Annotated in this window: 20 protein-coding genes; 7 read left to right on the forward strand and 13 right to left on the reverse strand. The window is 73.8% G+C overall.

Annotated features, from left to right (window positions below):
• Positions 1-16: 16 nt before the first annotated feature.
• Positions 17-2,155 (reverse strand): 3-hydroxyacyl-CoA dehydrogenase NAD-binding domain-containing protein, encoded by a 2,139-nt coding sequence (locus AC069X_RS07900; RefSeq protein WP_478726230.1) that lies wholly within the window; start codon positions 2,153-2,155, stop codon positions 17-19.
• Positions 2,152-3,378: a thiolase family protein gene (locus tag AC069X_RS07905; protein ID WP_478726231.1), complete on the reverse strand. Its 1,227-nt coding sequence runs from the start codon at positions 3,376-3,378 to the stop codon at positions 2,152-2,154. The genes AC069X_RS07900 and AC069X_RS07905 overlap by 4 nt, the downstream gene beginning before the upstream one ends.
• Before the next feature lie 294 nt (positions 3,379-3,672).
• On the opposite strand from AC069X_RS07905, the gene AC069X_RS07910 reads away from it, so the two are divergent.
• On the forward strand, positions 3,673-3,999 hold the full coding sequence (locus tag AC069X_RS07910; RefSeq protein WP_478726233.1) for an alpha/beta fold hydrolase: 327 nt from the start codon (positions 3,673-3,675) through the stop codon (positions 3,997-3,999).
• Between the two features lie 57 nt (positions 4,000-4,056).
• On the opposite strand, the gene AC069X_RS07915 is transcribed toward AC069X_RS07910, so the two are convergent.
• From AC069X_RS07915 to AC069X_RS07925, 3 genes are all read right to left on the reverse strand, one after another.
• On the reverse strand, positions 4,057-5,343 hold the full coding sequence (locus tag AC069X_RS07915) for an HRDC domain-containing protein (protein WP_478726235.1): 1,287 nt from the start codon (positions 5,341-5,343) through the stop codon (positions 4,057-4,059).
• Positions 5,344-5,469: 126 nt separating this feature from the next.
• A complete protein-coding gene (locus tag AC069X_RS07920) occupies positions 5,470-6,132 on the reverse strand; it encodes a helix-turn-helix transcriptional regulator (protein ID WP_007267191.1) in 663 nt (220 codons plus the stop codon).
• Positions 6,133-6,407: 275 nt separating this feature from the next.
• A complete protein-coding gene (locus AC069X_RS07925) occupies positions 6,408-7,064 on the reverse strand; it encodes a DUF3000 domain-containing protein (protein WP_478726237.1) in 657 nt (218 codons plus the stop codon).
• A gap of 91 nt (positions 7,065-7,155) precedes the next feature.
• Here AC069X_RS07925 and hemE point away from each other — a divergent pair, with 91 nt between their 5' ends.
• The gene (gene hemE, locus AC069X_RS07930; protein ID WP_478726239.1) at positions 7,156-8,220 is read left to right on the forward strand and encodes a uroporphyrinogen decarboxylase; all 1,065 of its coding nucleotides are present in this window, start codon (positions 7,156-7,158) and stop codon (positions 8,218-8,220) included.
• 181 nt (positions 8,221-8,401) lie between these two features.
• Here the strand turns inward: hemE and AC069X_RS07935 are convergent, their stop codons facing one another.
• Both AC069X_RS07935 and AC069X_RS07940 read right to left on the reverse strand, forming a co-directional pair.
• Complete coding sequence (locus AC069X_RS07935) at positions 8,402-9,784, reverse strand: FAD-dependent oxidoreductase (RefSeq protein WP_478726241.1); 1,383 nt, start codon at positions 9,782-9,784, stop codon at positions 8,402-8,404.
• Positions 9,785-9,844: 60 nt separating this feature from the next.
• Positions 9,845-10,846 (reverse strand): DUF4349 domain-containing protein, encoded by a 1,002-nt coding sequence (locus tag AC069X_RS07940; protein ID WP_478726242.1) that lies wholly within the window; start codon positions 10,844-10,846, stop codon positions 9,845-9,847.
• Positions 10,847-10,997: 151 nt separating this feature from the next.
• Here AC069X_RS07940 and hemG point away from each other — a divergent pair, with 151 nt between their 5' ends.
• A complete protein-coding gene (hemG, locus tag AC069X_RS07945; protein ID WP_478726244.1) occupies positions 10,998-12,476 on the forward strand; it encodes a protoporphyrinogen oxidase in 1,479 nt (492 codons plus the stop codon).
• A 23-nt stretch (positions 12,477-12,499) separates the two neighbouring features.
• The gene (gene hemQ, locus AC069X_RS07950; protein ID WP_388938559.1) at positions 12,500-13,213 is read left to right on the forward strand and encodes a hydrogen peroxide-dependent heme synthase; all 714 of its coding nucleotides are present in this window, start codon (positions 12,500-12,502) and stop codon (positions 13,211-13,213) included.
• 111 nt (positions 13,214-13,324) lie between these two features.
• Here hemQ and AC069X_RS07955 read toward each other — a convergent pair whose 3' ends face one another.
• The 6 genes from AC069X_RS07955 to AC069X_RS07980 all read right to left on the reverse strand — a co-directional run bounded on the left by AC069X_RS07955 (position 13,325) and on the right by AC069X_RS07980 (position 20,954).
• Entirely contained in the window at positions 13,325-15,070 is a 1,746-nt protein-coding gene (locus AC069X_RS07955; RefSeq protein WP_478726246.1) for an alpha/beta hydrolase, read from the reverse strand.
• A 107-nt stretch (positions 15,071-15,177) separates the two neighbouring features.
• Positions 15,178-15,936, reverse strand: coding sequence for a TIGR04222 domain-containing membrane protein (locus AC069X_RS07960; RefSeq protein ID WP_478726248.1), 759 nt, complete (start codon positions 15,934-15,936; stop codon positions 15,178-15,180).
• Between the two features lie 84 nt (positions 15,937-16,020).
• The gene (locus AC069X_RS07965; RefSeq protein WP_478726250.1) at positions 16,021-17,058 is read right to left on the reverse strand and encodes a TIGR04222 domain-containing membrane protein; all 1,038 of its coding nucleotides are present in this window, start codon (positions 17,056-17,058) and stop codon (positions 16,021-16,023) included.
• Positions 17,055-18,335 (reverse strand): MbnB/TglH/ChrH family RiPP precursor modification enzyme, encoded by a 1,281-nt coding sequence (locus tag AC069X_RS07970; RefSeq protein WP_478726373.1) that lies wholly within the window; start codon positions 18,333-18,335, stop codon positions 17,055-17,057. Before AC069X_RS07970 ends, AC069X_RS07965 begins: the two co-directional genes overlap by 4 nt.
• Positions 18,336-18,538: 203 nt before the next feature.
• On the reverse strand, positions 18,539-19,288 hold the full coding sequence (locus AC069X_RS07975) for a peptidyl-tRNA hydrolase (protein ID WP_478726251.1): 750 nt from the start codon (positions 19,286-19,288) through the stop codon (positions 18,539-18,541).
• Between the two features lie 274 nt (positions 19,289-19,562).
• Entirely contained in the window at positions 19,563-20,954 is a 1,392-nt protein-coding gene (locus AC069X_RS07980; RefSeq protein WP_478726253.1) for a sporulation protein, read from the reverse strand.
• Positions 20,955-21,228: 274 nt separating this feature from the next.
• Here AC069X_RS07980 and AC069X_RS07985 point away from each other — a divergent pair, with 274 nt between their 5' ends.
• The 3 genes from AC069X_RS07985 (at position 21,229) to AC069X_RS07995 (ending at position 24,856) form a co-directional block, all read left to right on the forward strand.
• Positions 21,229-22,995 (forward strand): asparagine synthetase B family protein, encoded by a 1,767-nt coding sequence (locus tag AC069X_RS07985; RefSeq protein WP_478726255.1) that lies wholly within the window; start codon positions 21,229-21,231, stop codon positions 22,993-22,995.
• Between the two features lie 28 nt (positions 22,996-23,023).
• Positions 23,024-23,461: an NUDIX domain-containing protein gene (locus AC069X_RS07990; protein WP_478726257.1), complete on the forward strand. Its 438-nt coding sequence runs from the start codon at positions 23,024-23,026 to the stop codon at positions 23,459-23,461.
• Between the two features lie 75 nt (positions 23,462-23,536).
• On the forward strand, positions 23,537-24,856 hold the full coding sequence (locus AC069X_RS07995; protein WP_478726259.1) for a UDP-glucose dehydrogenase family protein: 1,320 nt from the start codon (positions 23,537-23,539) through the stop codon (positions 24,854-24,856).
• Positions 24,857-24,911: the final 55 nt, after the last annotated feature.

A 24,911-nucleotide genomic window follows, 5' to 3' on the forward strand; every position in this document is an offset into this window, starting at 1 on the left:
CGTACTGCGCCGGGGGTTACGCCGGGACGCTCGCCACGCCCGGGGCGAGGAACTTCTTGCCGTTCACCCGCTCCGAGACGCCCTCACGGTCCAGGTACGGGGTGATGCCGCCCAGGTGGAAGGGCCAGCCCGCACCGGTGATGAGGCAGAGGTCGATGTCCTGGGCCTCGGCCACGACACCCTCCTCCAGCATCAGGCCGATCTCCTGCGCCACCGCGTCCAGGACGCGGTCGCGGACCTGCTCCTCCGTCAGGACGGAGTCGCCCTGCACCAGGAGGGCGGCGACCTCCGGGTCCAGCTCCGGCTTGAAGCCGTTCTCGGCGGAGTAGACGTAGAAGCCGCGCTTGCCCGCCTCGACCACGCGCTTGAGGTTCGGGGAGACGGTGAAGCGCTCCGGGAAGGAACGGTTCAGGGTCTCGGAGACGTGCAGACCGATCGCCGGGCCCACGAGCTCCAGCAGGACCAGCGGGGACATCGGCAGGCCGAGCGGCTCGATGGCCTTCTCCGCCGTGGCCACCGGGGTGCCCTCGTCGATGACGTTCTGGATCTCGCCCATGAAGCGGGTCAGGATGCGGTTCACGACGAACGCCGGGGCGTCCTTCGTCAGGACCGCGGTCTTCTTCAGCTTCTTGGCGACACCGAAGGCCGTGGCCAGCGAGGCGTCGTCGGTCTTCTCGCCGCGGACGATCTCCAGCAGCGGGAGGATCGCGACCGGGTTGAAGAAGTGGAAGCCGACCACGCGCTCCGGGTGCCGGAGCTTGGAGGCCATCTCCGAGACCGACAGCGAGGAGGTGTTGGTGGCGAGGATCGCGTGCGCCGGGGCGACCGCCTCGACCTCCGCGAACACCTTCTGCTTGACGGACATCTCCTCGAACACGGCCTCGATGATGAAGTCCGCGTCCGCGAAGCCCTCGGCCTTGTCCAGGACACCGGTCACCAGGGCGCTCAGGCGGTTGGCCTTGTCCTGGTTGATGCGGCCCTTGCCGAGCAGCTTCTGGATCTCGGCGTGGACGTAGCCCACGCCCTTGTCCACGCGCTCCTGGTCGATGTCGGTGAGGACCACCGGCACCTCCAGGCGGCGCAGGAACAGCAGCGCCAGCTGCGAGGCCATCAGGCCCGCGCCGACGACGCCGACCTTGGTGACCGGACGAGCCAGGGACTTGTCCGGGGCGCCGGCCGGGCGCTTGCCGCGCTTCTGGACCAGGTTGAAGGCGTAGATGCCCGAGCGCAGCTCGCCGCCCATGATCAGGTCCGCGAGGGCCTGGTCCTCGGCGTCGAAGCCGGCCTGGAGGTCGCCGTCCTTGGCCGCGGCGATGATGTCCAGCGCGCGGTAGGCGGCCGGAGCGGCGCCGTGCACCTTGGAGTCCGCGATGGAGCGGCCCTTGGCGACGGCCGCGTCCCAGGCCTCGCCGCGGTCGACCTCGGCGCGTACGACCTCGGTCTCGCCCTTCAGGACCTTCGCGGTCCAGATCAGGGACTGCTCCAGGAAGTCGGCGCCCTCGAAGATCGCGTCGGCGATGCCGAGCTCGAAGACCTGCTTGCCCTTGAGCTGGCGGTTCTGGTTCAGCGAGTTCTCGATGATGACCGAGACCGCGCGCTCCGCGCCGATCAGGTTCGGGAGGATGGCGCAGCCGCCCCAGCCCGGAACCAGGCCGAGGAAGACCTCGGGCAGCGAGAAGGCCGGGATGGCCTTCGAGACGGTGCGGTACGAGCAGTGCAGGCCGACCTCGACACCGCCGCCCATCGCCGCGCCGTTGTAGTACGCGAAGGTGGGGACGGCCAGGCCCGAGAGCCGCTTGAAGACGTCGTGGCCGCCCTTGCCGATGGCGAGCGCCTCGTCGTGCTGCTTCAGCAGCTCGACGCCCTTGAGGTCGGCGCCGACCGCGAAGATGAACGGCTTGCCGGTGATGCCCGCGCCGACGATGGTGCCGGCGGCGGCCTCCTGCTCGACCTGGTCGATCGCCGCGTTCAGGTTGGCGAGGGACTGCGGGCCGAAGGTGGTCGGCTTGGTGTGGTCGAAGCCGTTGTCCAGCGTGACGAGCGCGAAGCGCCCGGCGCCGAACGGCAGGTCCAGGTGGCGGACGTGCGCGGACGTGACGACCTCGTCCGGGAACAGCTCGGCCGCGCCCTTCAGGAGCTCAGCGGTGGTGCTCACTTGGAGTCTCCCTCGGCGTTGAAGTGCGGGTTCTCCCAGATGACCGTGGCGCCCATGCCGAAGCCGACGCACATGGTGGTCAGGCCGTAGCGGACGTGCGGCTGCTCCTCGAACTGGCGGGCCAGCTGCGTCATCAGGCGGACGCCGGAGGAGGCCAGCGGGTGGCCGAAGGCGATGGCGCCGCCGTACTGGTTCACGCGGGCGTCGTCGTCGGCGATGCCGTAGTGCTCCAGGAAGGCGAGGACCTGGACCGCGAAGGCCTCGTTGATCTCGAACAGGCCTATGTCCTCGATGGACAGGCCGGCCTGGGCGAGGGCCTTCTCGGTGGCCGGGATCGGGCCGTAGCCCATGACCTCCGGCTCGACGCCCGCGAAGGAGTACGAGACGAGGCGCATCTTGACCGGGAGGTTGTTCTCCCGGGCGAAGTCCTCGGACGCGATGATCGCGGCGGTGGCGCCGTCGTTGAGACCGGCGGCGTTGCCCGCGGTGACCCGGCCGTGCGTACGGAACGGGGTCTTCAGGCCGGCCAGGTTCTCCAGCGTGGTGCCCGGGCGCATCGGCTCGTCGGTGGTGACCAGGCCCCAGCCCGTCTCGCCCGCGGCCTCGTTGGTGTTGCGCACCGAGATCGGGACCAGGTCCTGCTGGATCTTGCCGTCGGCGTACGCCTTGGCGGCCTTCTCCTGCGAGCGCACCGCGTACTGGTCGGCGCGGAGCTTGGTGATCGTCGGGTACCGGTCGTGCAGGTTCTCGGCGGTCATGCCCATGAACAGGGCGGACTCGTCGACCAGCTTCTCGGAGACGAAGCGCGGGTTCGGGTCGACGCCCTCGCCCATGGGGTGGCGGCCCATGTGCTCGACACCGCCGGCGAGGGCGACGTCGTACGCACCGAAGGCCACACCGCCCGCGACGGCGGTCACGGCGGTCAGCGCGCCGGCGCACATGCGGTCGATGGAGTAGCCCGGGACGGACTGCGGCAGGCCCGCGAGGATGCCCGCCGTGCGGCCCAGCGTCAGGCCCTGGTCGCCGATCTGCGTGGTCGCGGCGATGGCGACCTCGTCGATCTTCTTGGGGTCCAGGTCCGGGTTGCGGCGCAGCAGCTCCCGGATCGCCTTCACGACGAGGTCGTCGGCGCGGGTCTCGTGGTAGATGCCCTTCGGGCCCGCCTTGCCGAACGGGGTGCGGACGCCGTCGACGAAGACGACGTCCCTGACGGTACGAGGCACGTTGGCTCTCCTCCAGGTACGGGATGGCGCTGCTGCGCGGGGGCGGCCCGGCCGTATGGCTGAGCGCCCGCTCACCCGGCCCATGCTACTTGCGGGTAACCAATGTGCACACCCCCTCCCCGAGGAGCGGCGAAGGTCACACTCCGGCAGGGCCCGATCGGAGGGACGGGACGCCCCGAAGGGGTCGGCTCGCCGCTCGTGCGGCGGGGCGCCGAAGCCGCCCGCCCGTCGCGTACCGATCCTGGCCGGGGCCCGGCGTCCCGGCCGGGCCGCGCCGACCGGAAGGGCCCCGCCATGGCCGTCATCACCACCGACCACGCCGTACCCCACGTCTCCGAGCTCCCCGTCACCAAGGGCGAGACCATCACCCTGTTCGTGCGCGAGCGCGACGGAACGAAACACGAGGCCGACCGCAAGGCGGTGCTGATCCTGCACGGCCGGGCAGGGCCGGGAGCCGATTTCGGCACCGGCAAGTACAACTGGATGCAGTTCCTCGCCGACGCGGACTACGACGTCTTCGCGATGGACCTCCAGGGCCACGGACGCTCGTACCGGCCCCCGGTGATGGACGACCCCTGCAACGCCAACCCCAAGCACCAGGACATCACTCCCGCGCCGTGAACGCGCGCAGGCCCCCGGCACGGGAGCCGGGGGCCTGTACGCGGTGCGCGCGGCGGCTCAGGCGGTCGCGGCCAGTGCCGTGGCCAGGGCCGGGGTCACCTGCTCGATCTGCCAGGGGCGGGCGCCGTAGCCGGCCAGGGCCTGCGCCACCGTGTCCCCGTCGAGCCGCTTGGGGGGCTCCCAGCACAGCCGGCGCACGGTGTCCGGGGTGATCAGGTTCTCCTGCGGCAGGTTCAGCCGCTCGGCCAGCGCCGAGACGGCCGTACGGGCCGCCGACAGGCGGGCCGCTGCGGCCGGGTCCTTGTCCGCCCAGGAACGCGGCGGGGGCGGGCCGGACGGGGACGCCCCAGGCTGCGGCAGTTCGTTCTCGGGCAGGGCCCTGGCCCGCTCCACGGCGGCCATCCACTGGTCCAGCTGACGGCGGCCCATCCGCTGCCCGTACCCGGGCAGGGCCGACAGGGCGTGCACGTTCGCCGGGAGGGCGAGGGCCGCCTCCACGATCGCCGCGTCCCCCAGCACCTTGCCGGGAGAGACGTCCCTGCGCTGCGCGATGCGGTCGCGGGACTCCCACAGCTCCCGGACGACCGCCATCTGGCGGCGGCGGCGCACCTTGTGCATGCCGGAGGTGCGGCGCCACGGGTCCTTGCGGGGCGGGGCGGGCGGGGCCGAGGCGATGGCGTCGAACTCCTGGCGGGCCCACTCCAGCTTGCCCTGCCGGTCCAGTTCCTTCTCCAGCGCGTCCCGCAGGTCCACCAGCAGCTCCACGTCGAGCGCGGCGTAGCGCAGCCAGGGCTCGGGCAGCGGGCGGGTGGACCAGTCGACGGCGGAGTGCCCCTTCTCCAGGGCGTAGCCGAGCACGCTCTCGACCATGGCGCCGAGTCCGACCCGGGGGAAGCCCGCCAGGCGGCCGGCCAGTTCGGTGTCGAAGAGCGAGGTGGGCACCATGCCTATTTCACGCAGGCAGGGCAGGTCCTGGGTGGCGGCGTGCAGGATCCACTCGGTCCCGGAGAGGGCCTCGCCCAGCGAGGACAGGTCCGGGCAGCCCACCGGGTCGATCAGCGCGGAGCCCGCGCCCTGGCGGCGCAGCTGCACCAGGTAGGCGCGCTGGCCGTAGCGGTAGCCGGAGGCGCGTTCGGCGTCGACGGCGACGGGCCCGGTGCCGGCGGCGAAGGCCGCGACGACCCGGGCGAGGGCCTCGGCGTCGGCGACGACCGGGGGAATGCCCTCACGGGGTTCGAGCAAGGGAATCGGCGTCGGCTGCCCATCGGACGGAACCTCGGCGTCCGGGGGGCCGCCCCCGGTGGTGGTGCGCAGGTGTGCTGCGGTCTCTTGGGCGTCGGTCACCGGTCAAGGGTATCCGTGTATGTGACGCGCCCGTCGCCGGAACGTTCCGTCGACGGGCGCGAGGGGGAGAGCGGCGGCCGGTCCCCGGGGTCTCCCGGCGGTTCGCCCGGGAGCCTCGGGGCGGGATCAGTGGATGATCCCCGTCCGCAGCGCGACGGCGACCATCCCGGCCCGGTCGCCGGTGCCCAGCTTGCGGGCGATCCGGGCGAGGTGGGACTTGACGGTCAGGGCGGACAGGCCCATCGAGACGCCGATGGCCTTGTTGGACTGGCCCTCCGCGACGAGGCGCAGGACCTCGACCTCGCGGCCGGAGAGCTCTCGGTAGCCGCCCGGGTGGCTCGGGGCACCCGGGGGGCGGCGGTGCATACGGGCGGCGGCAGCGCCGATGGGGGCGGCGCCGGGCCGGGTGGGGAGCCCGATGTTGGTCCGCGTACCCGTGACGACGTAGCCCTTCACCCCGCCCGCGAGGGCGTTGCGCACGGCACCGATGTCATCGGCGGCGGACAGGGCCAGGCCGTTCGGCCAGCCCGCGGCGCGGGTCTCGGAGAGCAGGGTGAGGCCGGAGCCGTCGGGCAGGTGTACGTCGGCCACGCAGATGTCGCGCGGGCTGCCGACGCGGGGGCGGGCCTCCGCGATGGACGACGCCTCGATCACGTCACGGACTCCGAGGGCCCACAGATGGCGGGTCACCGTGGAACGGACGCGCGGGTCGGCCACGACGACCATGGCCGTCGGCTTGTTCGGGCGGTAGGCGACCAGGCTTGCGGGCTGCTCGAGAAGAACGGACACCTAGGCCTCCTGGGGGAGTGGCGGGACGGCCGGCTCGGGGAAGGAAGCCGGTTCGCACCGTGCGGATGGTCACTGACTCCTTCGGCACGTCACCCACCCGGCTTTAGGGAATGATCACGATTTGGTGAGTAACAATTCGGGCAATTCGGACGCACGATCGATCAAGGGATGATCAGAAGGCCGCCCGGCGCGCGCCGTTCTGACGCACCGTTACGACATCGGCCGGTCGTTTCCGGTGCGCGGGCGGGGCCGGACGGCCCCCTCGCGGCACGCGGCTACGGGTGGTGCGGACCGCGCCGCTGTGGCAGGGACACCACGCCCGTGGCACTGTCCGTCGGCCCCACCGGCGGCAGCCCCGCGATCTGGCACAGGAGCTCGCACCAGGCGGCCAGGTGCGCCGTGGTGTCGGGCACCCCGCCCACGCCCTCGCGGGGCGTCCACGAGGCCCTGATCTCGATCTGCGTGGCCGGACGCCGCTCCGCGAGCCCCCCGAAGTAGTGCGAGCCCGCCATGGTCACGGTGCCGCTCGCCTCCCCGTACGCCAGCCCGCGCGCCTCCAGCGCCCCGGTCAGCCACGACCAGCACACCTCCGGCAGCAGCGGGTCCGCCGCCATCTCCGGCTCCAGCTCCGCCCGCACGAGCGTCACCAGCCGGAAGGTGCCCTGCCAGGCGTCGTGCCCGGCCGGGTCGTGGAGCAGGATCAGCCGGCCGTCGGCCAGGTCGTCCTCCCCCTCCACGACCGCCGCCTCCAGCGCGTAGGCGTAGGGTGCCAGGCGCTGGGGCGGCTTCGTCGGCTCGATCTCGATCCCGGGCCGCAGCCGCGCCTTGCGCAGTCCGTCGACCGCCCGCCGGAACGGGAGCGGGACGGAACTCTCCTTCGCGCTGTCCGTACCCTCGGCGCCATCTGAAAATCGTCCCTGAGCCGCAGCCATGCCGGGAAGACTAGGCGGAACGAGCGCCCGTACGGCGCAGGGACACCCGTGCCGGGGCGGGCACTTCTTCATACGTGCGAAGATTTGGGTCGTGAGCGCCAACGACCGCCCCAAGGGCCTGCCGAGCCAGACGTACGATTCCGCCTTCCTGAAGGCGTGCCGGCGGGAGCCGGTACCGCACACCCCCGTGTGGTTCATGAGGCAGGCCGGCCGCTCACTCCCCGAGTACCGCAAGGTGCGCGAGGGCACCGCCATGCTGGAGTCCTGCATGCGCCCCGACCTGGTCACCGAGATCACCATGCAGCCCGTGCGGCGCCACAATGTCGACGCGGCGATCTTCTTCTCCGACATCGTGGTCCCGCTGAAGGCCATCGGCGTCGACCTCGACATCAAGCCGGGCGTCGGCCCCGTCGTCGCCCAGCCGATCCGCCGCCGCGAGGACCTCGCACAGCTGCGCGACCTCACCCCCGAGGACGTCCCGTACGTCACCGAGGCGATCGGCATGCTCACGGGTGAACTCGGCGGCACGCCGTTGATCGGCTTCGCCGGCGCGCCTTTCACCCTCGCGAGCTACCTCGTCGAGGGCGGCCCCTCCAAGAACCACGAGCACACCAAGGCCCTGATGTACGGGGACCCGGAGCTGTGGGCCGAGCTGCTCGACCGGCTCGCCGAGATCACCTCCGCCTTCCTGAAGGTCCAGATCGAGGCCGGCGCCTCCGCCGTCCAGCTCTTCGACTCCTGGGTCGGCGCCCTGGCCCCGGCGGACTACCGCCGCTCGGTCATGCCGGCCTCCGCGAAGGTCCTGGAGTCCGTCGCCTCGTACGGCGTCCCGCGCATCCACTTCGGCGTGGGCACGGGCGAGCTGCTCGGCCTGATGGGCGAGGCCGGCGCGGACGTCATGGGCGTCGACTACCGGGTCTCGCTGGACGAGGCCGTCCGCCGCGTCGGCCCCGGCAAGGCGCTCCAGGGCAACCTGGACCCGGCGGTCCTCTTCTCCACCCCGGAGGCCGTGGAGGCCAAGACGGACGAGGTCCTGGCCGCCGCGGCCGGCCTGGAGGGCCACGTCTTCAACCTCGGCCACGGAGTCCTGCCGACCACCGACCCGGACGCGCTGACCCGCCTGGTGGACTACGTCCACACCAAGACGCAGCGCTAGCCGTACGGGGTGGGGCGGGGGGGGCGGTGCCTGGGGCGCCGCTCCGCCCCGCCCTTTCTCCGTTCCCGGGGCTGCGCCCCGGACCCCCTGGGGGCTCCGCCCCCAGACCCCCGCGCCTCAAACGCTGGCGGGGCTGGAATTCGCTGCGCGGATCCAGCCCGCGCGGCGTTTGAGCGCAGGGCTACACCCCGGCCGAGCGGACAGCGGTGACGGCCTTGCGCGCAGCGACCAGCACCGGGTCCCACACGGGGGAGAACGGCGGGGCGTAGCCCAGGTCCAGGGAGACCACCTGCTCCACCGTCATCCCCGCCGTCAGGGCGACCGCCGCGATGTCCACCCGCTTCGCCGAGCCCGCCCCTCCGACGATCTGCACGCCGAGGAGGCGGCCCGTGCGGCGCTCGGCCAGCATCTTGACCGTCATCTCCTGGGCGTCCGGGTAGTAGCCCGCCGTGTTCGTCGAGCGGATGGTGGCCGTCACGAAGCGCAGGCCCGCCTCCCGGGCGTCCTTCTCGCGCAGCCCCGTACGGGCGATCTCCAGGTCGCAGACCTTGCTGACCGCCGTCCCGACGACACCCGGGAAGGTGGCGTAGCCGCCGCCGGCGTTCGAGCCGATCACCTGGCCGTGCTTGTTGGCGTGCGTGCCCAGGGGGATGTGCCGCGGCCGGCCCGCCACCAGGTCCAGGACCTCCACGCAGTCGCCGCCCGCCCAGATGTCCTCGTGGCCCCGGACCCGCATCGACAGGTCCGTCAGCAGGCCCCCCGACCCGCCCAGCGGCAGCCCCGCCGCGCGGGCCAGGGCCGTGCGGGGCTCCACGCCGATGCCGAGGACGACCACGTCCGCCGGGTACTCCCGGCCGTCCGCCGTCACCACCCCGCGCGCCTGGCCCTCCTCGTCCGTGAGGACCTCCACCACCTCGGCGCCGGCGACCGTCACGATGCCCATCGCGTTCATCGCGCCGTGCACCAGGCCGCCCATGTCCGGGTCCAGGGTGGCCATGGGCTGCGGGCCCCGGTGCAGCACGGTGACCTCGTACCCCCGGTTCACCAGGGCCTCGGCCATCTCCACGCCGATGTAGCCCGCGCCGACCACGACCGCCCGGCGGCCCTCCGTACGCTCCAGCGTGCCCATCAGACGCTGCCCGTCGTCCAGGGACTGGATCCCGTGCACCCCGTGCGCGCCGATCCCCGGCAGCTTCGGCCGGACCGGGCGGGCGCCGGTCGCCAGGACCAGCTTGTCGTAGCCCGTCCAGGACTCGGCGCCGGTCTCCAGGTCCCGGGAGCGGACCCGGCGGCCGGACACGTCCAGCTCCACCACCTCGGTCCGGGTGCGCAGGTCGATGCCCCGGGCGCGGTGCTCCTGCGGGGTGCGGGCGATCAGCTCGTCCCGCTCGCCGACCAGCCCGCCGATCCAGTACGGGATCCCGCACGCGGAGTACGAGGTGAAGTGGCCGCGCTCGAAGGCGACGATCTCCAGCTCGGCCGGGCCCTTCAGCCGCCGCGCCTGTGACGCGGCGGACATCCCCGCCGCGTCACCGCCGACCACCACCAGTCGCTCCACCGCCATCGTGCCCCGCCTCCGTGCCGCGCCTCCGCCTACGGGGACACGCTACGGGCGGACCCGCCCTCAGTCCTGGAGATCCGCTCCAGCCCCCGCCGCCGGAGCGCCGGCCGGGGCGGCCTGGCGCGGGACCGGGGTCCGGCCCGGGACCGTCTTCGGCTTCGCCGGCCGCAGCCGTCGGTACGCCTTGAAGCCGAGGAACAGCAGGAGGGCGGCGATCGCGAACGGCGCCACCGCCGCGGCCGCCAGGGCCAGGTAGCGCACCAGCGTGACGAACACGTCCCAGCCGCCGGCCAGCGCGTCGCCCAGGCCCGGCTCCGGGTCCTTCTTCCGTTCCTCCGCGGCGGGGGCGGGCTCCGAGACGGACACCGTGATCGTGCCCATCGCCGTCCGGTCCTTCAGCGCGTTCTGCTGCGCCAGCAGCGACTCCAGGTCGGACTGGCGCCGGCTCAGCTCGCCCTCCAGCATCACCACGTCGCTCAGCGCCGACGCCTTCTCCATCATCTCCCGCACCCGCGCCACGCTCGCCCGCTGCGACGTGACCCGGCTGTCGACGTCGGCGACCTTCTCGGTCACGTCCTGAGCCTCGACCTTCCGGTTCAGCAGTTTCCCGCTGCCCTCCAGCGCCCCGATCACCGCGTCGAAGCGCTCGCCGGGCACCCTCAGGGTCAGCGTCGAGGCCATCCGGCCGTCCCGGCCGCGCTCGGTGGACTCGTTGCCGACGTACCCGCCCGCCCCCTCGGCCGCCGTACGCGCCGCGGCCAGCGCCTTCTGCGGCTCGGCCGTCTCGATGCCCAGCGTCCCCGTACGGATGACGTGGGGACGCACCGGCACCGGCACCGGCGCCTGCGTCCCGGCCTTGGAGTCCTGCGCCGCCGCCGGGGGCGCGGCCGCACCGGCCCCGGGCTTGCCCTGGGCGGCCGCCCCCTCCCGGGGGCCCGCGACCGCCGCGCGGTCCGAGGAGGCCTTCCCGTCGCCGTCGGCCCCGCAGCCGGTGAGCACGAGGGCCCCCGCGAGCGAGAGGCCGGCCAGCGCAGCGGCGGCGCGGTGTCTGTGGAGCGTGTGCATCGTCAGTACCCCCCGGGGGATCGGCTGGTGTCCCCGTTTCGACGCCCGGCGGTCCCCGGCGGGTTTCGCACCCCAGGTCCCGAGGTGGTCCCGATGCGGTCACGTTCAGGCTGCGGCCGTGCCTCACCGACCGGTCTGAGACCATGTGTTCATGCACGAAGCGGACACACGTACGGACCGGCCGGGCCCCCCGCGGCACGCCGTCGTCATCGGCGGCGGCATCTCCGGCCTCGCGGCCGCCCACCGGCTGCTCGCCGACGGTCTCCGCGTCACCCTCCTGGAGGCCGGCCCGCGCCTCGGCGGCAAGCTGTACGCCGGAGAGCTCGCGGGCAACCCCGTCGACCTCGGTGCCGAATCCGTGCTCGCCCGCCGCCCCGAGGCCCTGGAACTCGCCCGGGCCGTCGGCCTCGGCGACGCCCTCCAGCCGCCGGCGACCGCCACCGCCCGCCTGTGGACCCGCGGCGCCCTGCGCGACATGCCCAAGGGGCACGTGATGGGCGTCCCCGGCGACACCGCCCCGCTCGCCGCCTCCGGCGTCCTGTCCGCGGAGGGCCTCGCCCGCATCGCCGCCGACACCGGGCTCCCGCCCACCGAGGTCGGCGAGGACGTCGCCGTCGGCGCGTACGTCGCCGCCCGCATGGGCCGCGAGGTCGTCGACCGGCTCGTCGAACCGCTGCTCGGCGGGGTCTACGCCGGCGACGCCTACCGCATCTCGATGCGCGCCGCGGTCCCCGCCCTCTACCAGGCCGTCCGCACCCATCCCACGCTCACCGAGAGCGTCCGCTCCCTCCAGAGCGGCGCCGCCGCCCGCGCGGCCGCCGAGCGGACCACCGTCACCGGCGCGGCCGCCACCGGCGCCTTCTTCGCCGGGATCGCCGGCGGCATCGGCCGGCTCCCGCTCGCCGTCGCCGACGCCTGCCGGGCCGCCGGGGCGCGGATCCTGACCGGCACCCCGGTGCGCGCGGTCGGCCGTACGCCGCAGGGCTGGCGGGTCACCACCGACGGCGAGGCCATCGACGCCGACGCCGTGGTCCTCGCCACCCCGGCCGGACCCGCCGCCGACCTGCTCTCCGGCCTCGCACCGGCGGCCGCCGCGGGGCTCCGCGAGGTCGAGTACGCCTCCATGGCCCTGGTCACCATGGCCTTCCGGCGCTCCGACCTGCCCGCCGCCGTCGCCGACGGGAGCGCCAGCGGGTTCCTCGTACCGCCCGTGGACGGCCGCACGATCAAGGCGTCCACCTTCTCCAGCAACAAGTGGGCCTGGGCCGGCGCCGACCCCGAGCTCTTCCTGCTGCGCACCTCCATCGGCCGCCACGGCGACGAGGGCGACCTCAAGCGGGAGGACTCCGAGCTGGTCGACGTCTCCCTCGGGGACCTCGGCGAAGCCGTCGGGCTGGCCGCCCGCCCGGTGGCCGCCACCGTCACCCGCTGGGACGGCGGACTGCCCCAGTACCCGGTCGGACACCTCGCCCGGGTCGAGCGGATCCGGGCCGCCGTGGCCTCCCTGCCGGGCCTCGCGGTCTGCGGGGCCCTCTACGACGGGGTCGGCATCCCGGCCTGCGTGGCGAGCGCCGGGAAGGCGGCCGACGCGGTGACCGCCGCTTTGGCCACCCCTGGGACAGACCACTGATCAGCACACGGGACAATGGACACATGACTGCACCAGAGAAGATTCCCAACGCGGGGAAGAAGGCGAAGGACCTCAACGAGGTCATCCGCTACACCCTGTGGTCCGTCTTCAAGCTGAAGGACGTCCTGCCCGAGGACCGGACCGGCTTCGCCGACGAGGTCCAGGAGCTGTTCGACCAGCTGGCCGCCAAGGACATCACGGTCCGCGGCACCTACGACGTCTCCGGGCTGCGCGCCGACGCGGACATCATGATCTGGTGGCACGCCGAGACCTCGGACGAGCTGCAGACCGCCTACAACCTGTTCCGCCGCACCAAGCTGGGCCGCGCCCTGGAGCCGGTGTGGTCGAACATGGCCCTGCACCGCCCGGCCGAGTTCAACAAGTCGCACATCCCGGCCTTCCTGGCCGACGAGGTCGCCCGCGACTACGTCAGCGTCTACCCCTTCGTGCGCAGCTACGACTGGTACCTGCTGCCCGACGAGGACCGCCGCCGCATGCTCGCCGACCACGGCAAGATGGCCCGCGGCTACCCCGACGTGCGCGCCAACACCGTCGCCTCCTTCTCGCTGGGCGACTACGAGTGGCTGCTGGCCTTCGAGGCCGACGAGCTCTACCGCATCGTCGACCTCATGCGCCACCTGCGTGCCTCCGAGGCCCGGATGCACGTCCGCGAGGAGGTGCCCTTCTACACCGGGCGCCGCAAGTCCGTCGCCGATCTGGTGGCCGGGCTCGCCTGAGACCTCCCCTGGGGGGAAGGACCGGAGGAACACCCGTGACACAAGGGTGACCTCCGGGGATCGGGAGGCCCTGCCCCCGAAACGACGCAGCCGGAGATCCCGCCCGGAAGTTCAGACGGCCGGAGGCAGCAGCGCCCTGGGGGCGCCCGCTGCCCGGTCGTCCAGCGACACCGGTGCGGGCTCCGGATGCGGCGCGCACGTGACGCGCCACCCCGGGGTGGCGCCCGTCAGCAGATACCGCTCCACGTGCCGGTCCACGCACGCGTTGCGTCCGCCGGCCACCCCGTGGGCGCCCGCCCGCCGTTCCGTGACCAGCGCGGCCCCGGGGCCGAGCCGCCCCTGGAGTTCCAGCGCGCCCCGGTGGGGCGTCGCCCCGTCCCGCTCCGCCGCGACGATCAGCGTCCCGGGCAGCCGGCCGGACCCCGCCCCCACGTCGACGGGACGCTGCCGCTCCGCCGCCGGCCAGGAGGCGCAGGGCAGGTTCAGGAAGGCGTTGGCCCAGGTCTCGAAGGGGGCCCGGCGGGCCAGTTCGGTGTTGTCGCGGTCCCAGGTCTCCCAGTCGCCGGGCCAGGGGGCGTCGTTGCACAGCACCGCCGTGTAGACGGCCGTCGCGTTGGCCGCCTCATGAGCCGTCCGGGGATCGCGGGCCGCCTGCCGGACGAGCGGGCCCGGGTCTCCGCGCAGGAACGCGGCGAGGGCCGCTGCCCGGTCCGGCCACACGTCGTCGTAGTACGCGGTCTGGAGGTACGCCGCGTGCAGCTCGCCCGTCCCGACCACCCCGCCCGCCGGGGTGCGGGCCACGGCCGCCCGGACCTTCTCGTAGCTCTCCCGCACCGCCCGCGCGGTGGTGCCGAGTCCGTACGCGGAGTGGTGGCGGGCCGCCCAGGCGCGGAAGTCGGCCCAGCGGCGCTCGAAGCCCGGAGCCTGGGCGAGGTTGTTCCGGTACCAGATGCCGGCCGGGTCCGGATCGACCGCGGAGTCGAACACCATGCGGCGCACGCGCTCCGGGTGGCGGGTGGCGTAGACGGCACCGAGGTAGGTGCCGTACGAGGCCCCCATGAAGGTCAGCCGCCGCTCGCCGAGGGCGGCCCGGAGCACGTCCAGGTCACGGGCGTTGTTCAGGGTCGTGAAGTAGCCGAGCGCCGGGCCCGCGTGCCGGGCGCAGCCCCGCGCGTACGCCCGGGCGGCGTCCAGCCGCTCCCGCTTGTACGCGGCGGAGGGCTCGGCCGGGACCTGGGTCGGCCCGTGCGGCCGCTCGGCCGGGTCCTGGCAGGTCAGCGGGGAGGAGCGGCCGACTCCGCGCGGGGCGTAGCCGACGAGGTCGTAGGCGGCGGCGACACGGGCCCACGCCGGGCGGTCGGCGAGCAGCGGGAAGAACATCCCGGAGGCGCCCGGTCCGCCCGGGTTGTGCACCAGTGCGCCCTGCCGGGCGGCGCCGCCGCGCCCGGTGGCGGGGACCCGGCTGACGGTGAGGGAGAGCTGCGGGCCGTCGGGGCGGGCGTAGTCGAGCGGGACCCGCAGGGTGGCGCACCGCACCGGGTCCGGGAGTTCCTCGACGGCGGGACAGGGCCGGAACTCCAGCCGCCCGGCCCCGGCGGGCGGCCGGGCGACGGGCCGGGTCCCCTGCGCCGGTGCCCCGCCCGCCCCGGGGGGCCCGGCCGCCGGCCGCAGCGCGGCGGCAGCGGCGGCCCGCCGGGCGACGAGCTCGGCCCCGGCGTCCTCGGCGGCGACCCGCCCGCCGCCGTCACCCGGGGCGGCCGTGCCCGCCCGGGCCGGTGCGGGGGCGCACAGGACGAGGGAGAGCGCCGCGGCGGCGATCCCCTGCCGTGCGAGCGTCGTCGTCTGGCTCCTCCGCATGGCGGCCCCTTCATCTCATCGCCTGGTCTGATGAGATGTCAGGAGGGGGTGGCGGTACGCGCGAACCGCCGCGACACCCCGCTCCGTACGCCCTCTTGCCGTAGGGATCACGGCGTGTCGCGCCCCAGCGCCGCCCGCAAGTCCGGGTCGTGCACCGCGCGCAGGCCCCGGACGGCCACCGCCGCCAGGGGGTCGGAGGCCGCGCGGTCCCGGTCCAGGGCCAGGAGCAGCCGCCGGCCGTCGGGGGAGGCCCAGGGGGAGTGGCCGGGGCCGCCCGCCGCGGCGAACGCCAGACAGCACACGGCCAGCAGCATCGGCAGCGCGAACCAGTACAGCACCCTCGACACGCCCGCCCCGTCCTCCGCGACGGCCAGCGAAGCCCCCGCCATGGCCACGACCAGCACGGCCGCCCACCGCACCGACCGGACCCCGTCCGCCACCGCGTCCCGCACCCCGTCCGGCAGCGAGAGGCCCGCCTCGTCCAGCCGGTCCGCGAGGGCCCGTACGGCCGCGTGCGCGGCGGCGGCCCGCCGTACGGCCGACACCGGTGACTGCCCGTCGGGGCCGAACGCGCCCAGCACGGCCCGCTCGTGGGCGTCGCGGGCGACCGGGTCGAGCACGGTGGCCCAGCCGGTGCGGGCCAGCAGCAGCCGGTGGCGGCGCTCCATCGAGAGCAGGGTCAGTACGGCGACCCGCTCCGGGCCGCCGGCCAGGTACGCGGCCTCGTACAGGCTCAGCACCGGCTGCCGCCCGGCGGCGTCGGGGCGGGGCGCCGGTTCGGCGGCCTCGGAGGCGGCCCGCAGCAGACGTGCGGCCGAGGTCAGCACCCCGGCCCAGGCCAGCAGCAGGAACAAGATCCAGAACATGGGCGATTTCTACAGCCGCCGGAGCGGCTTTCAGGCGCCCGGTGCCCAAGCGTGAGCAGCTCGTGATGCGGTGGTGATGGTCGGTCAGGAACTGCTGGAGCAGCTGGAACCGGAGGAACTGCTGCTGCAACTCGAACCACCGGACCAGCTCCAACCGGAGCTGCCGGAGCAGCTCGAACCGGAACCACCCGAGCAACCCGAACCGGAACCGCCGGAACAGCTGCTTCCGGAGGATCCGCAGCCACCGGACCCCGAGGACCCGCCCCCACCGTCGCCGGCCGCGCACCACAGCACCGGGAGCAGCTCCGCCGACGTCACCCCGAGCGTGTCCGACGAGCCGCCCCCGCGCTGCCGGGACTGCGCCGCCGCCAGCCGCGTGTCGCGCGCCGCCGGCACCAGCTGCTCGCGCAGGCGGGGGTCCCGCAGCCCGCGCAGCCCGAACAGCGCCACCTGCGCCCGCGGCGCCGGATCGCCCGCGTACCGCTGCCGGAAGACGGCCAGCGCCCGCTTGCCCGCCGGGGTGATCCGGAGCCTGGCCCCCCGCGCGCACAGCACGCCCGCCACGAAGCCGCCCAGCAGCGCCGGAAGCACCTTGAGGACGAACGGCACCTGGGGCTCCGGGTACAGCGACCAGAACACGGAGGTGACGACCAGCGACACGGGCACCAGCGCCACGCACACCACCGCCTGCGCCAGCGCGCAGCGCCGCACCGCGAGCCCCGTCCCCGGGTCCCGCAGCAGCCCGCGCGCCGCCAGCGCGTCCCCGGTCTCCTGCACCGCCGGATCGCGCATCGCGGCGTACCGCAGCTGGTAGAGCCACCCGGAGGGCGCCTGCGCGAGCGCCGCCAGCACGGCCCGCTCGACGGGGTCCGCGCCCCGCGCCCCCGGCCGGGCCTGCACGACGCCCGGGCCGCCCGCCAGCAGCCGGCCGTCCCCGAGCAGCGCGACGAGCGCGCTGTCGACCAGCGTGCCCGGACCGCCCGCCAGGAAGGCGGCCTCGGACAGGCCGTGCACGGCGGGCGGGCCCGCGGGCACCGGCGGGCGGGAGCGGCGCAGGGCGCGCAGCAGCAGGACGGTGGAGAGGGCGACGGCCGCCCAGACGGCCACGGCCGCCGCGTTCACCGGACCCTCCCCATCAGCGCGCGGGCCCAGCGCACGACGCGGCCCGGCGGCCGCACCCCCGCCCGCTCCCGCCACCAGGCGGTGAGCCGGCGCCGCGCGGCCGGGTCGGCGGGCAGGTCCCGGACGAGCAGGTGCTCGGCGAAGTCCAGCGCGTCCCGCCGGTATCCGGCCGTCATCGGGCGGTTGCGGGCGTAGTCGAGGAAGGCCGTGCGGTACGCGGCCGGCCCGCCCAGGATCCCGGGCAGCTCCGGCGCGACCTTCGCGACCACCGACGCCCGCTTGGCGGTCAGCGCCCGCGCCTGCACGCGCACGCGCCGCCGGTCGAAGCCCTCCGGTACGGGGGTCCCCGCGACCAGCGCCGACAGCAGGGCCGCCTGCCCGAGCCCCAGCCGGGTCCGGGTGGCCTCGCCGGCCGGGCCCGCGGCGTCCTCCCGGAGGGCGACGGCCTCCCGTACGGCCCCGGGGGGCCCGCCGGCGTCCACGACCGCGCGGATCCGGCCCAGTTCGGCCGCCAGCTCCGCCTCGGGCGGGAAGTCGTCGTCCCGCTCCAGCAGGACGCCGGGCGGTGCGACCCGCTCGCGCAGCCGGGCCAGTACGTCGAGCACCGCCGGCGGCACCGGGTGGGCGTGGGTGTCGTGCCAGACGCCGTCGCGCTCCACGCCCCCGGCGACGTGCACGTAGGCGAGGGCCTCCAGCGGGATCCCGTCGAGCACGGCGGCGGGGTCCTCGCCGCGGTTGACGCGGTTGGTGTGCAGGTTGGCCACGTCGACGAGCAGCCGTACGCCGGTCCGCTCGACGAGCTCGGTCAGGAACTGCCCCTCCGTGAACTCCTCGCCGGGCCACGACACCAGCGCGGCGATGTTCTCCAGGGCCAGCGGCACGGGCAGCGCGTCCTGCGCGATCCGGACGTTCTCGCACAGCACGTCCAGCGCGTCCCGGGTCCGGGGCACGGGCAGCAGGTGCCCGGCCTCCAGGAGCGGCGAGGAGGTCCGTACGAAGGCGATGTGCTCGGTGACCAGCGGCGCCCCCAGCGCCACCGCCCGCTCCCCGAGCGCGGCCAGCTTCGCCGGGTCGGGCCGGTCGGCCCCGCCCAGCCCCAGCGAGACCCCGTGCGGCACGACGCGGACCCCCCGCTCGCGCAGCCGCACGAGGGACTCGGGCAGGTGGCCGGGGCAGACGTTCTCCGCGACCACCTCCACCCAGTCCAGCCGGTCGAGCCGTTCGACCGCGTCCGCGATCTCCGGCCGCCAGCCGATGCCCACCCCCAGGTGTTCCATGGGCTTCATGTCCCCCTCGCCCCCTTCACGGACCGTGTGCCGGATTGATGGCCCCGGCACGGCCGGGCCAACCACCAGGAGGGGACGTTCAGAGCAACATTTGAGGTTCCGGCCCACCGCGCAGGCGCTTCGGCGGCCCGCAGGCGCCCCGCCGCGCAGGCCCGTCGGCCCGAGCCGGCCGGATCACCGCCGGGACCGCCGGTTCAGAGCCGGGCGCGCAGCGCCGGGTGGTCCGCGACCACCGTGCAGGAGCCCGGGGCGATCTCCGTGAAGCCGGCGTCCCGCACCACCGGCAGCCCGCTCCCGCTCAGTTCCGCCCACCGCTCGCGCGGGGCGGTGCGTACCGCCAGCCGGAAGCCGGAGGCCTGCCACAGGGCCCGCTCGGCCGCGGTCAGTTCCCACCAGGCCAGCTGCGCCGCGTGCCCGGCCTGGGCCATCGCCTTGCCCGCCGACATGTCCAGGTCCGGGTTGAGCCACAGCAGCGGGATCCCCGGCTCGACCGGACCCACCGGCTCCGGGTCGTCGAGGTCGGTGCCCGACACCTGGAGCTTGGCCAGCTCCTTGGGCCATCCGTCCAGCGGCACCGGCGGGAAGACCCGCACCTCGGACGCGGCGCCGTGCACCGTCACGCCCGGCAGGGAGGCGGCCTTGCGCCACTCCGCCCCGCGCGCCCGCCGGACCACCTTGCGGATCCGGGCGTCCTGCCAGTCACGCACCGCCCGCGCCCACTCGCCCTCGCCGTGGGCGCGTTCGTCCGTGAGCAGCACCAGTACCGCGCGGGCCGCCGTCTCCAGCGCGTCGGTCCGCGCCGGCGGGTCGGCCTTCTCGATCCGCACCACCAGCGGGAGGACGAACTGCGGGGCCTCGTCGCGCAGGGCGTGCTCCCGCCGGAAGGGGCTGTCCGCGCCGACCGCGGGTACGTCTGAGGTCTCGTTCACGTGCTGGCTGCTCATCCTGCCAAGCATGCCAGCCTCCGTCTTGAGGAGGATGTCCCGGGTGGGCGGCGCGGGTGAGGATCGGGTCCATGAAGAGCGGCCTTGTTCCTGCAGCCGTCGTGTCCCCGCAGATCGTGTCGCAATCGCACGGCATCCGGAACGTGGATCTGTCCCGCTGCCCGGCCTCAAGGTCGTGCACCCCGTCTCGACCCAGCACTTCACGTCTATGCCACTCATGATGCCCCGCCGCCTCCTGGAAATCCCGGAAGCTGCGGGGCCCTGTACGCCGCGATCAGGCCGCGACGCCGAGTTCGGTGCGGGTGCGGTGGAGGAACTCGCGGACGGCCGGCTCGCGCCGCCAGGGGGCGAGGGCGGTGTTGAACTCGCGGACGTAGTCCTTGGCCCGGGAGGACTCGACGCGGGCGAGGATGTCAACCGACCGATTGCCCAGGTCAAGCCCCTCGTCGAGGTCTCGGGCCTGGAGGTGAGCCGTCCCGACAATCGCGAGTCGCATGCCGACCGATCGGGTGAAGACCCCGGAGGGCATGGCGGCGGCCTGCTGGTTCCAGGCGAGGGCTGCCTTGGGGTTCTTCAGGTCGCGGAAGACCTCGGCGGCGTCGGCTGAGAGGCGCGCATGGTGGTAGAAGTCGATCCAGGTGGGCTCTGAGCCGCTGGAGGCGTCGGCCTGGCTGAGGAGGTCCTCGGAGGCCTTTAGGGCTCGTGAGGCGGCCTTGGCGTCCCTCTCGCGGGCGTGGGCTCGGGCCTCGATCAGCTTCGTGAACGCGAGGACGCGGGGTGCGGCCTGGTGCTTGGCCCGCTCGAAGGCGCCCTGTGTCATGTCGACGGCCTCGGAGCCGAAGCCCCGTAGCAGGGACTGCATGGCCATCGTGGTCAGGACGTAGCAGCCGAGCTCGACGTCGCCGCCCGCGCGGGCCAGGCGGAGGGCCTGGATGAAGTGCCGCTGGGCGACGTCGTGCTGTCCGACGTCGAACGCCGTCCACCCGGCGAGCCGCGACAGCCCGGAGGTGGCGGAGAACAGCTCGCGGCCCACCTCGTCAGTGAACGAGCCGCGTAGCAGCGGTGCGGCCCGCTCCTGTAGGCAGACGGTGACCGAGCTCGCCTTCCAGTTCCCGCCGCCGTACTTGGAGTCCCAGCGGCGGGCCTCGTCGGCCGCGTCGCGGAGTTCTTCAAGGTCGGCGCGCCCGACCTTCTTGCCGCCGGCCATGTCGGCGGCCTCGTCGGCGGGGGTGACGAGCCAGCGGGTCACGGGCATGGTGAACGCGGAGACGGCGAAGCCGGATCCGGTTAAGAAGTCGCGGCGGTTCACGAAGCTCCAGAACGAGGTGGCCACTCGGACCGCGTCTACGCGGTCGCGGGGGAAATCCAACCCCACATCGGCGTCCGGTGTCTCCGCCTCGCCCATACCGATCTCGCCAAGGCCCACGGGCCTGCCGAGCCGTTCGCCGATGGCCTGCGCGAGGAGGGGCGGGATGGGCCACTTCGGGATCATGCCTCGCAGGCACCAGTTCGCGATGGAGGTGTGCGAGTAATCCGTCTCCAGCCCCATGTGCTGTGCGAGTTGGTTGACCCGCAGGGCCAGCGACTTGTGGCTCGCGCCGCAGGTCTCGATGAGCCGGGCCAGGTCCGCATTCGGCGGACGCTTCCGACGGCTGGTCGACGCCACCCGAGTCTCCTCTTCCACCAGGCCGGCATTCCGGTCGTGCGCGTTCTGCTGGGCGCGGGAAGCGGGAGGGCTCCCCACGTGAGGCACTGAGGGTATTGCCCTGCGGACCCTGGGTGAACCTGTTTCGCGAGTTGTGAGCCCCCCTGCGAGCCCTCCCAGCCACATGGCCCCGGCGGGTGTGATGAGGGCACTGGCCGCCGCCGGGACGCGAGGAAGGAGCTCCCGGCGGCGACCGCGCCAGGCACCACGACTTCACGCTCGGGGGTGAACCAGGATGTGCGGAATCGCAGGACTGGCCGGAGGAGACGCTCTCCGGCACGAGAAGACCATCGCCGCGATGGGCGGCCTGCAGCAGTACCGGGGTCCGGACGGCACCATGCACGCCGCCGCCCGCGACGGGCGGGCGGTGCTGGCCATGAATACCCTGCTGATCGTCGACCCGCAGGCCGTGCCCGGTCCCTACGTGGACCGGGAGACCGGGCTGCTGCTGGCGTTCAACGGGGAGATCTACAACTGGCGGCAGCAGGCGGCCGCCTGGGGCATCGCCATCGGCGAGCGGGAGTCGGACGCCCACTTCCTGCTGCGGGCCTGGGCCAAGATCGGCCCCTCCTGCCTGGACGGCCTGGACGGCATGTTCGCGATCTCGGTCTACGACCCCCGCACGGCGAAGCTGTTCCTGGCCCGCGACCGGCTCGGGGAGAAGCCGCTGTACTGGCGGCTGGACGGCGGCCGGGTCGCGTTCGCCTCTGAGGTCACCACCCTGACCGCGTACGGGCCGGCGCCCCTGGTCCTGCGGCCGGAGGTGACCGCGATCGAGACCCCGGTCGGGGTGGACACCCCGTTCCAGGGGATCCAGCTGCTGGCACCGGCCACGCTGCTGACGTTCGACGTCACCACGGCCTCGATCGACCAGATGATCTGGTGGCACCTGGAGGACCGGGCCCCCTTCACCGGCACCTACACGGAGGCCCTGACCAGGTACTCCACGACCCTCGCTGAGCAGATCCCGCTCAGGTCCCCGGCATGCGACTTCGCCCTCCTGCTGTCCGGCGGCTTGGACTCGGCGGTGCTGGCCTACCTGATGCGGCCCCCGGTCTGCGTCACCGTCCGCTACCCCGGACAGGACCGCCTCGACGAGTCGTCGACGGCCGCGGTGATCGCCCGGGACATCGGGGCCGAGCTGGTCGTCGTCGAACCCGACCAGCTCGACTTCACGGACGCCCTGCCGCACATGATGCGGGCCCTGGACTACCCGATGGGCAACGCGTCCACGTTCTCCGAGCACATGGCCTACGGGAGGATCGCCGAACTCGGCCTCAGGGTGGTGATCGGCGGCCTCGGCCCGGACGAGTTCCTGATGGGCTACGTCCGCCAGGCCTTCGTGCTGTTCGGGGCCGAAGCCGTCCTCGATGCCGGGATGGACGCCTACAAGCCGCTGGCCGCCAAGCTCATGCACACCGCCAGCGAGCCCCTCGACCCGGCGGAGGCGGTCACCCGGCTGATCCTGCGCGGCCCGGACCCCGACGGCCGGATCCGTGAGCTCGTGGCCGACGCGATGGCCCGCGCGGGCGGCGACCTGGCCCGCAGCCTGACCCTGGCCGACCTGGCGACGGCCTGGCGGCCGCTGGTGATGACCAGCGACAAGCTCGCCTCCGCACACGCGCTGGAACGGCGCTCGCCCTACCTGGCCAGGGACCTGGTCGAGTTCTCCTACCGGCTGCCCGCCGACTACAAGGTCGCCGACCCTGCCCAGGGGAAGCGGATCCTGCGGGACGCCGCGAAGGGCCTCGGCCTGCCGAAGGAGGTCTGGGCCGCCCGCGACAAGCTCGGCTTCGCCTCCCCGGTGCCGTCCTGGCTCAACGGGAACCTCGCGGCCTGGGCCGACGCCCAGATCGGCATGGCCCTGACCGAGGCCCCGACCGCGTTCCGCCCCCTCCTCGAGGGGGGTCTGAAGCCCGGCGGCCGCTTCGACCGCACCCGCATGCAGGCCCTCATGGCAGCCGCCTGGTTTTCGGACCAGACGGTGAGGGCTGCCGCATGATCGTCAACTCGCTTACTACGGTGGCGGGATGGACACCGAGAACCCTGCCGCAGACGCGCCGGCCGCCGCCCGAGGTGCCGTCGCGATCATCACGAACCGCCGGAGCGAACTCCTCCTGCACCTCCGCGACGACCTGCCCGCCATCACCTGGCCCGCCCACTGGAGCCTCCTCGGGGGCGGCTGCGACCTCGGCGAGCATCCGGCGGCCGCGATCGTCCGCGAACTCGACGAGGAGGCAGGCCTCACCACCTCCGGCCTGACCGAACTGTTCGAGATCACCGACCACCGCGGCTCTGGGCAGATCATCACCTTCTTCGCCGGGGTCTGGGACGGCGACGAAACCCGCCTCCCCCTCGGCGAGGGAGTCAAGCTCCAGTTCTTCGCACCCGAGCACCTCGACATCCTCACGATCCCGCCGTTCATCCGGGACGGGATCAACCGCTACCTGGCCGCCAGGCCCTCCTGACCGCCCTCGTCCTCCCCGGCGTCGGCTCGGGTGGGGCCGCCCACGGCGGCCCCACCCGAAGGGACGACCCCGACCATGAAGATGACCGTCATCGGATGCGGCTACCTCGGCGCCACCCACGCCGCCTGCATGGCTGAGCTCGGCCACGAGGTGCTGGGCATGGACTCCGACATCGACAAGGTCAACACCCTCAACTCCGGGAAGGCCCCGTTCTTCGAACGCGACCTCGACGACCTCCTCGCCAAGCACACCGCGTCCGGCCGGCTCCGCTTCACCGCCTCCTACCAGGAGGCCGCCGACTTCGCCGACCTGCACTTCATCGGCGTCGGGACCCCGAACCAGCCCGGCACCGACGCCTACGACCTGACCCACCTCTTTGACGCCGTCACCCGGCTCGGCGCGTGCATCACCGTCCCGGCCGTGGTCGCCGTCAAGTGCACCGTCCCCGTCGGCACCGCACCCCGCGTCGCCGAACTCCTCCACGGCGTCTCGGAGGCCGGGGACCTCGTCGAGGTCGCCTGGAACCCCGAGTTCCTCCGCGAGTCGTCCGCGATCGAGGACACCCTGCGGCCCGATCGGCTTGTCCTGGGTTTCAGCACCGGGCACTCCTGGGCGGAGGCCGTCCTCCGGGAAGCGTTCGCGAAGATCATCGACTCGGGTACCCCGACGATCGTCACCGACTGGGCCACCGCCGAGCTCGCCAAGGGCGCCGCGAACTCCTACCTCGCCACGAAGATCTCCTTCATCAACGCGATGGCCGAGGTCTGCGAGAAGTCCGGCGCCAACGTCGCCGAGCTCGCCGACATCCTCGGCCACGACCACCGCATCGGCCGGCACAGCATGCGGCCCGGCCTCGGCTTCGGCGGCGGCTGCCTGCCCAAGGACCTCGGCGGGTTCATCACCCGCGCCGACGAACTCGAAGCCGGCGACGCGGTCGGCATGCTCCGCGAGGCCGCCGCCGTCAACGGCCGCCGCCGCCAGCGCGTCATCGACCTGGTCCACGAGGAACTCGGCACCGACCTACGGGGCACGCGGATCACCGTCTGGGGTGCCGCGTTCAAGCCGGAGACCGACGACATCCGCGACTCGCCCGCCCTCGCCGTCGCCCAGGCCCTCCACGACCGCGGCGCCACCGTGACCATCACCGACCCCAAGGCCCTCGACAACGCCCGCAAGGTCCACCCCGAGCTCGACTATGCCGAGGACCCGATCACCGCCATCGACGACACGGACCTGCTGCTGCACCTCACCGAGTGGCACCAGTTCACCGTCATCGACCCGAAGCGGCTCGCCGGCCGCGCCAAGACGCCGAAGGTCATCGACGCACGCGGAACCCTCAACCGCGACCAGTGGCGCGAAGCCGGCTGGATCACCCGCACCCTCGGCCGCCCGTGATCAGTCCAGGCCCGGAGTACCAGGCTGACCGTCGGCCACCCACAAGAACGCCGCC

The sequence above is a fragment of the Streptomyces sp. NPDC043896 genome (assembly GCF_056435605.1).

Bases quoted from the DNA above. Each gene is read 5' to 3' on its own strand.
- AC069X_RS07940 (WP_478726242.1), bottom strand. From the start codon at position 10,846: ATGCACACGCTCCACAGACACCGCGCCGCCGCTGCGCTGGCCGGCCTC.
- AC069X_RS07935 (WP_478726241.1), bottom strand. From the start codon at position 9,784: ATGGCGGTGGAGCGACTGGTGGTGGTCGGCGGTGACGCGGCGGGGATG.
- AC069X_RS07970 (WP_478726373.1), bottom strand. From the start codon at position 18,335: ATGGAACACCTGGGGGTGGGCATCGGCTGGCGGCCGGAGATCGCGGAC.
- AC069X_RS07955 (WP_478726246.1), bottom strand. From the start codon at position 15,070: ATGCGGAGGAGCCAGACGACGACGCTCGCACGGCAGGGGATCGCCGCC.
- AC069X_RS07985 (WP_478726255.1), top strand. From the start codon at position 21,229: ATGTGCGGAATCGCAGGACTGGCCGGAGGAGACGCTCTCCGGCACGAG.
- AC069X_RS07990 (WP_478726257.1), top strand. From the start codon at position 23,024: ATGGACACCGAGAACCCTGCCGCAGACGCGCCGGCCGCCGCCCGAGGT.
- hemQ (WP_388938559.1), top strand. From the start codon at position 12,500: ATGACTGCACCAGAGAAGATTCCCAACGCGGGGAAGAAGGCGAAGGAC.
- AC069X_RS07960 (WP_478726248.1), bottom strand. From the start codon at position 15,936: ATGTTCTGGATCTTGTTCCTGCTGCTGGCCTGGGCCGGGGTGCTGACC.
- AC069X_RS07925 (WP_478726237.1), bottom strand. From the start codon at position 7,064: ATGGCTGCGGCTCAGGGACGATTTTCAGATGGCGCCGAGGGTACGGAC.
- AC069X_RS07910 (WP_478726233.1), top strand. From the start codon at position 3,673: ATGGCCGTCATCACCACCGACCACGCCGTACCCCACGTCTCCGAGCTC.
- hemG (WP_478726244.1), top strand. From the start codon at position 10,998: ATGCACGAAGCGGACACACGTACGGACCGGCCGGGCCCCCCGCGGCAC.
- AC069X_RS07975 (WP_478726251.1), bottom strand. From the start codon at position 19,288: ATGAGCAGCCAGCACGTGAACGAGACCTCAGACGTACCCGCGGTCGGC.
- AC069X_RS07995 (WP_478726259.1), top strand. From the start codon at position 23,537: ATGAAGATGACCGTCATCGGATGCGGCTACCTCGGCGCCACCCACGCC.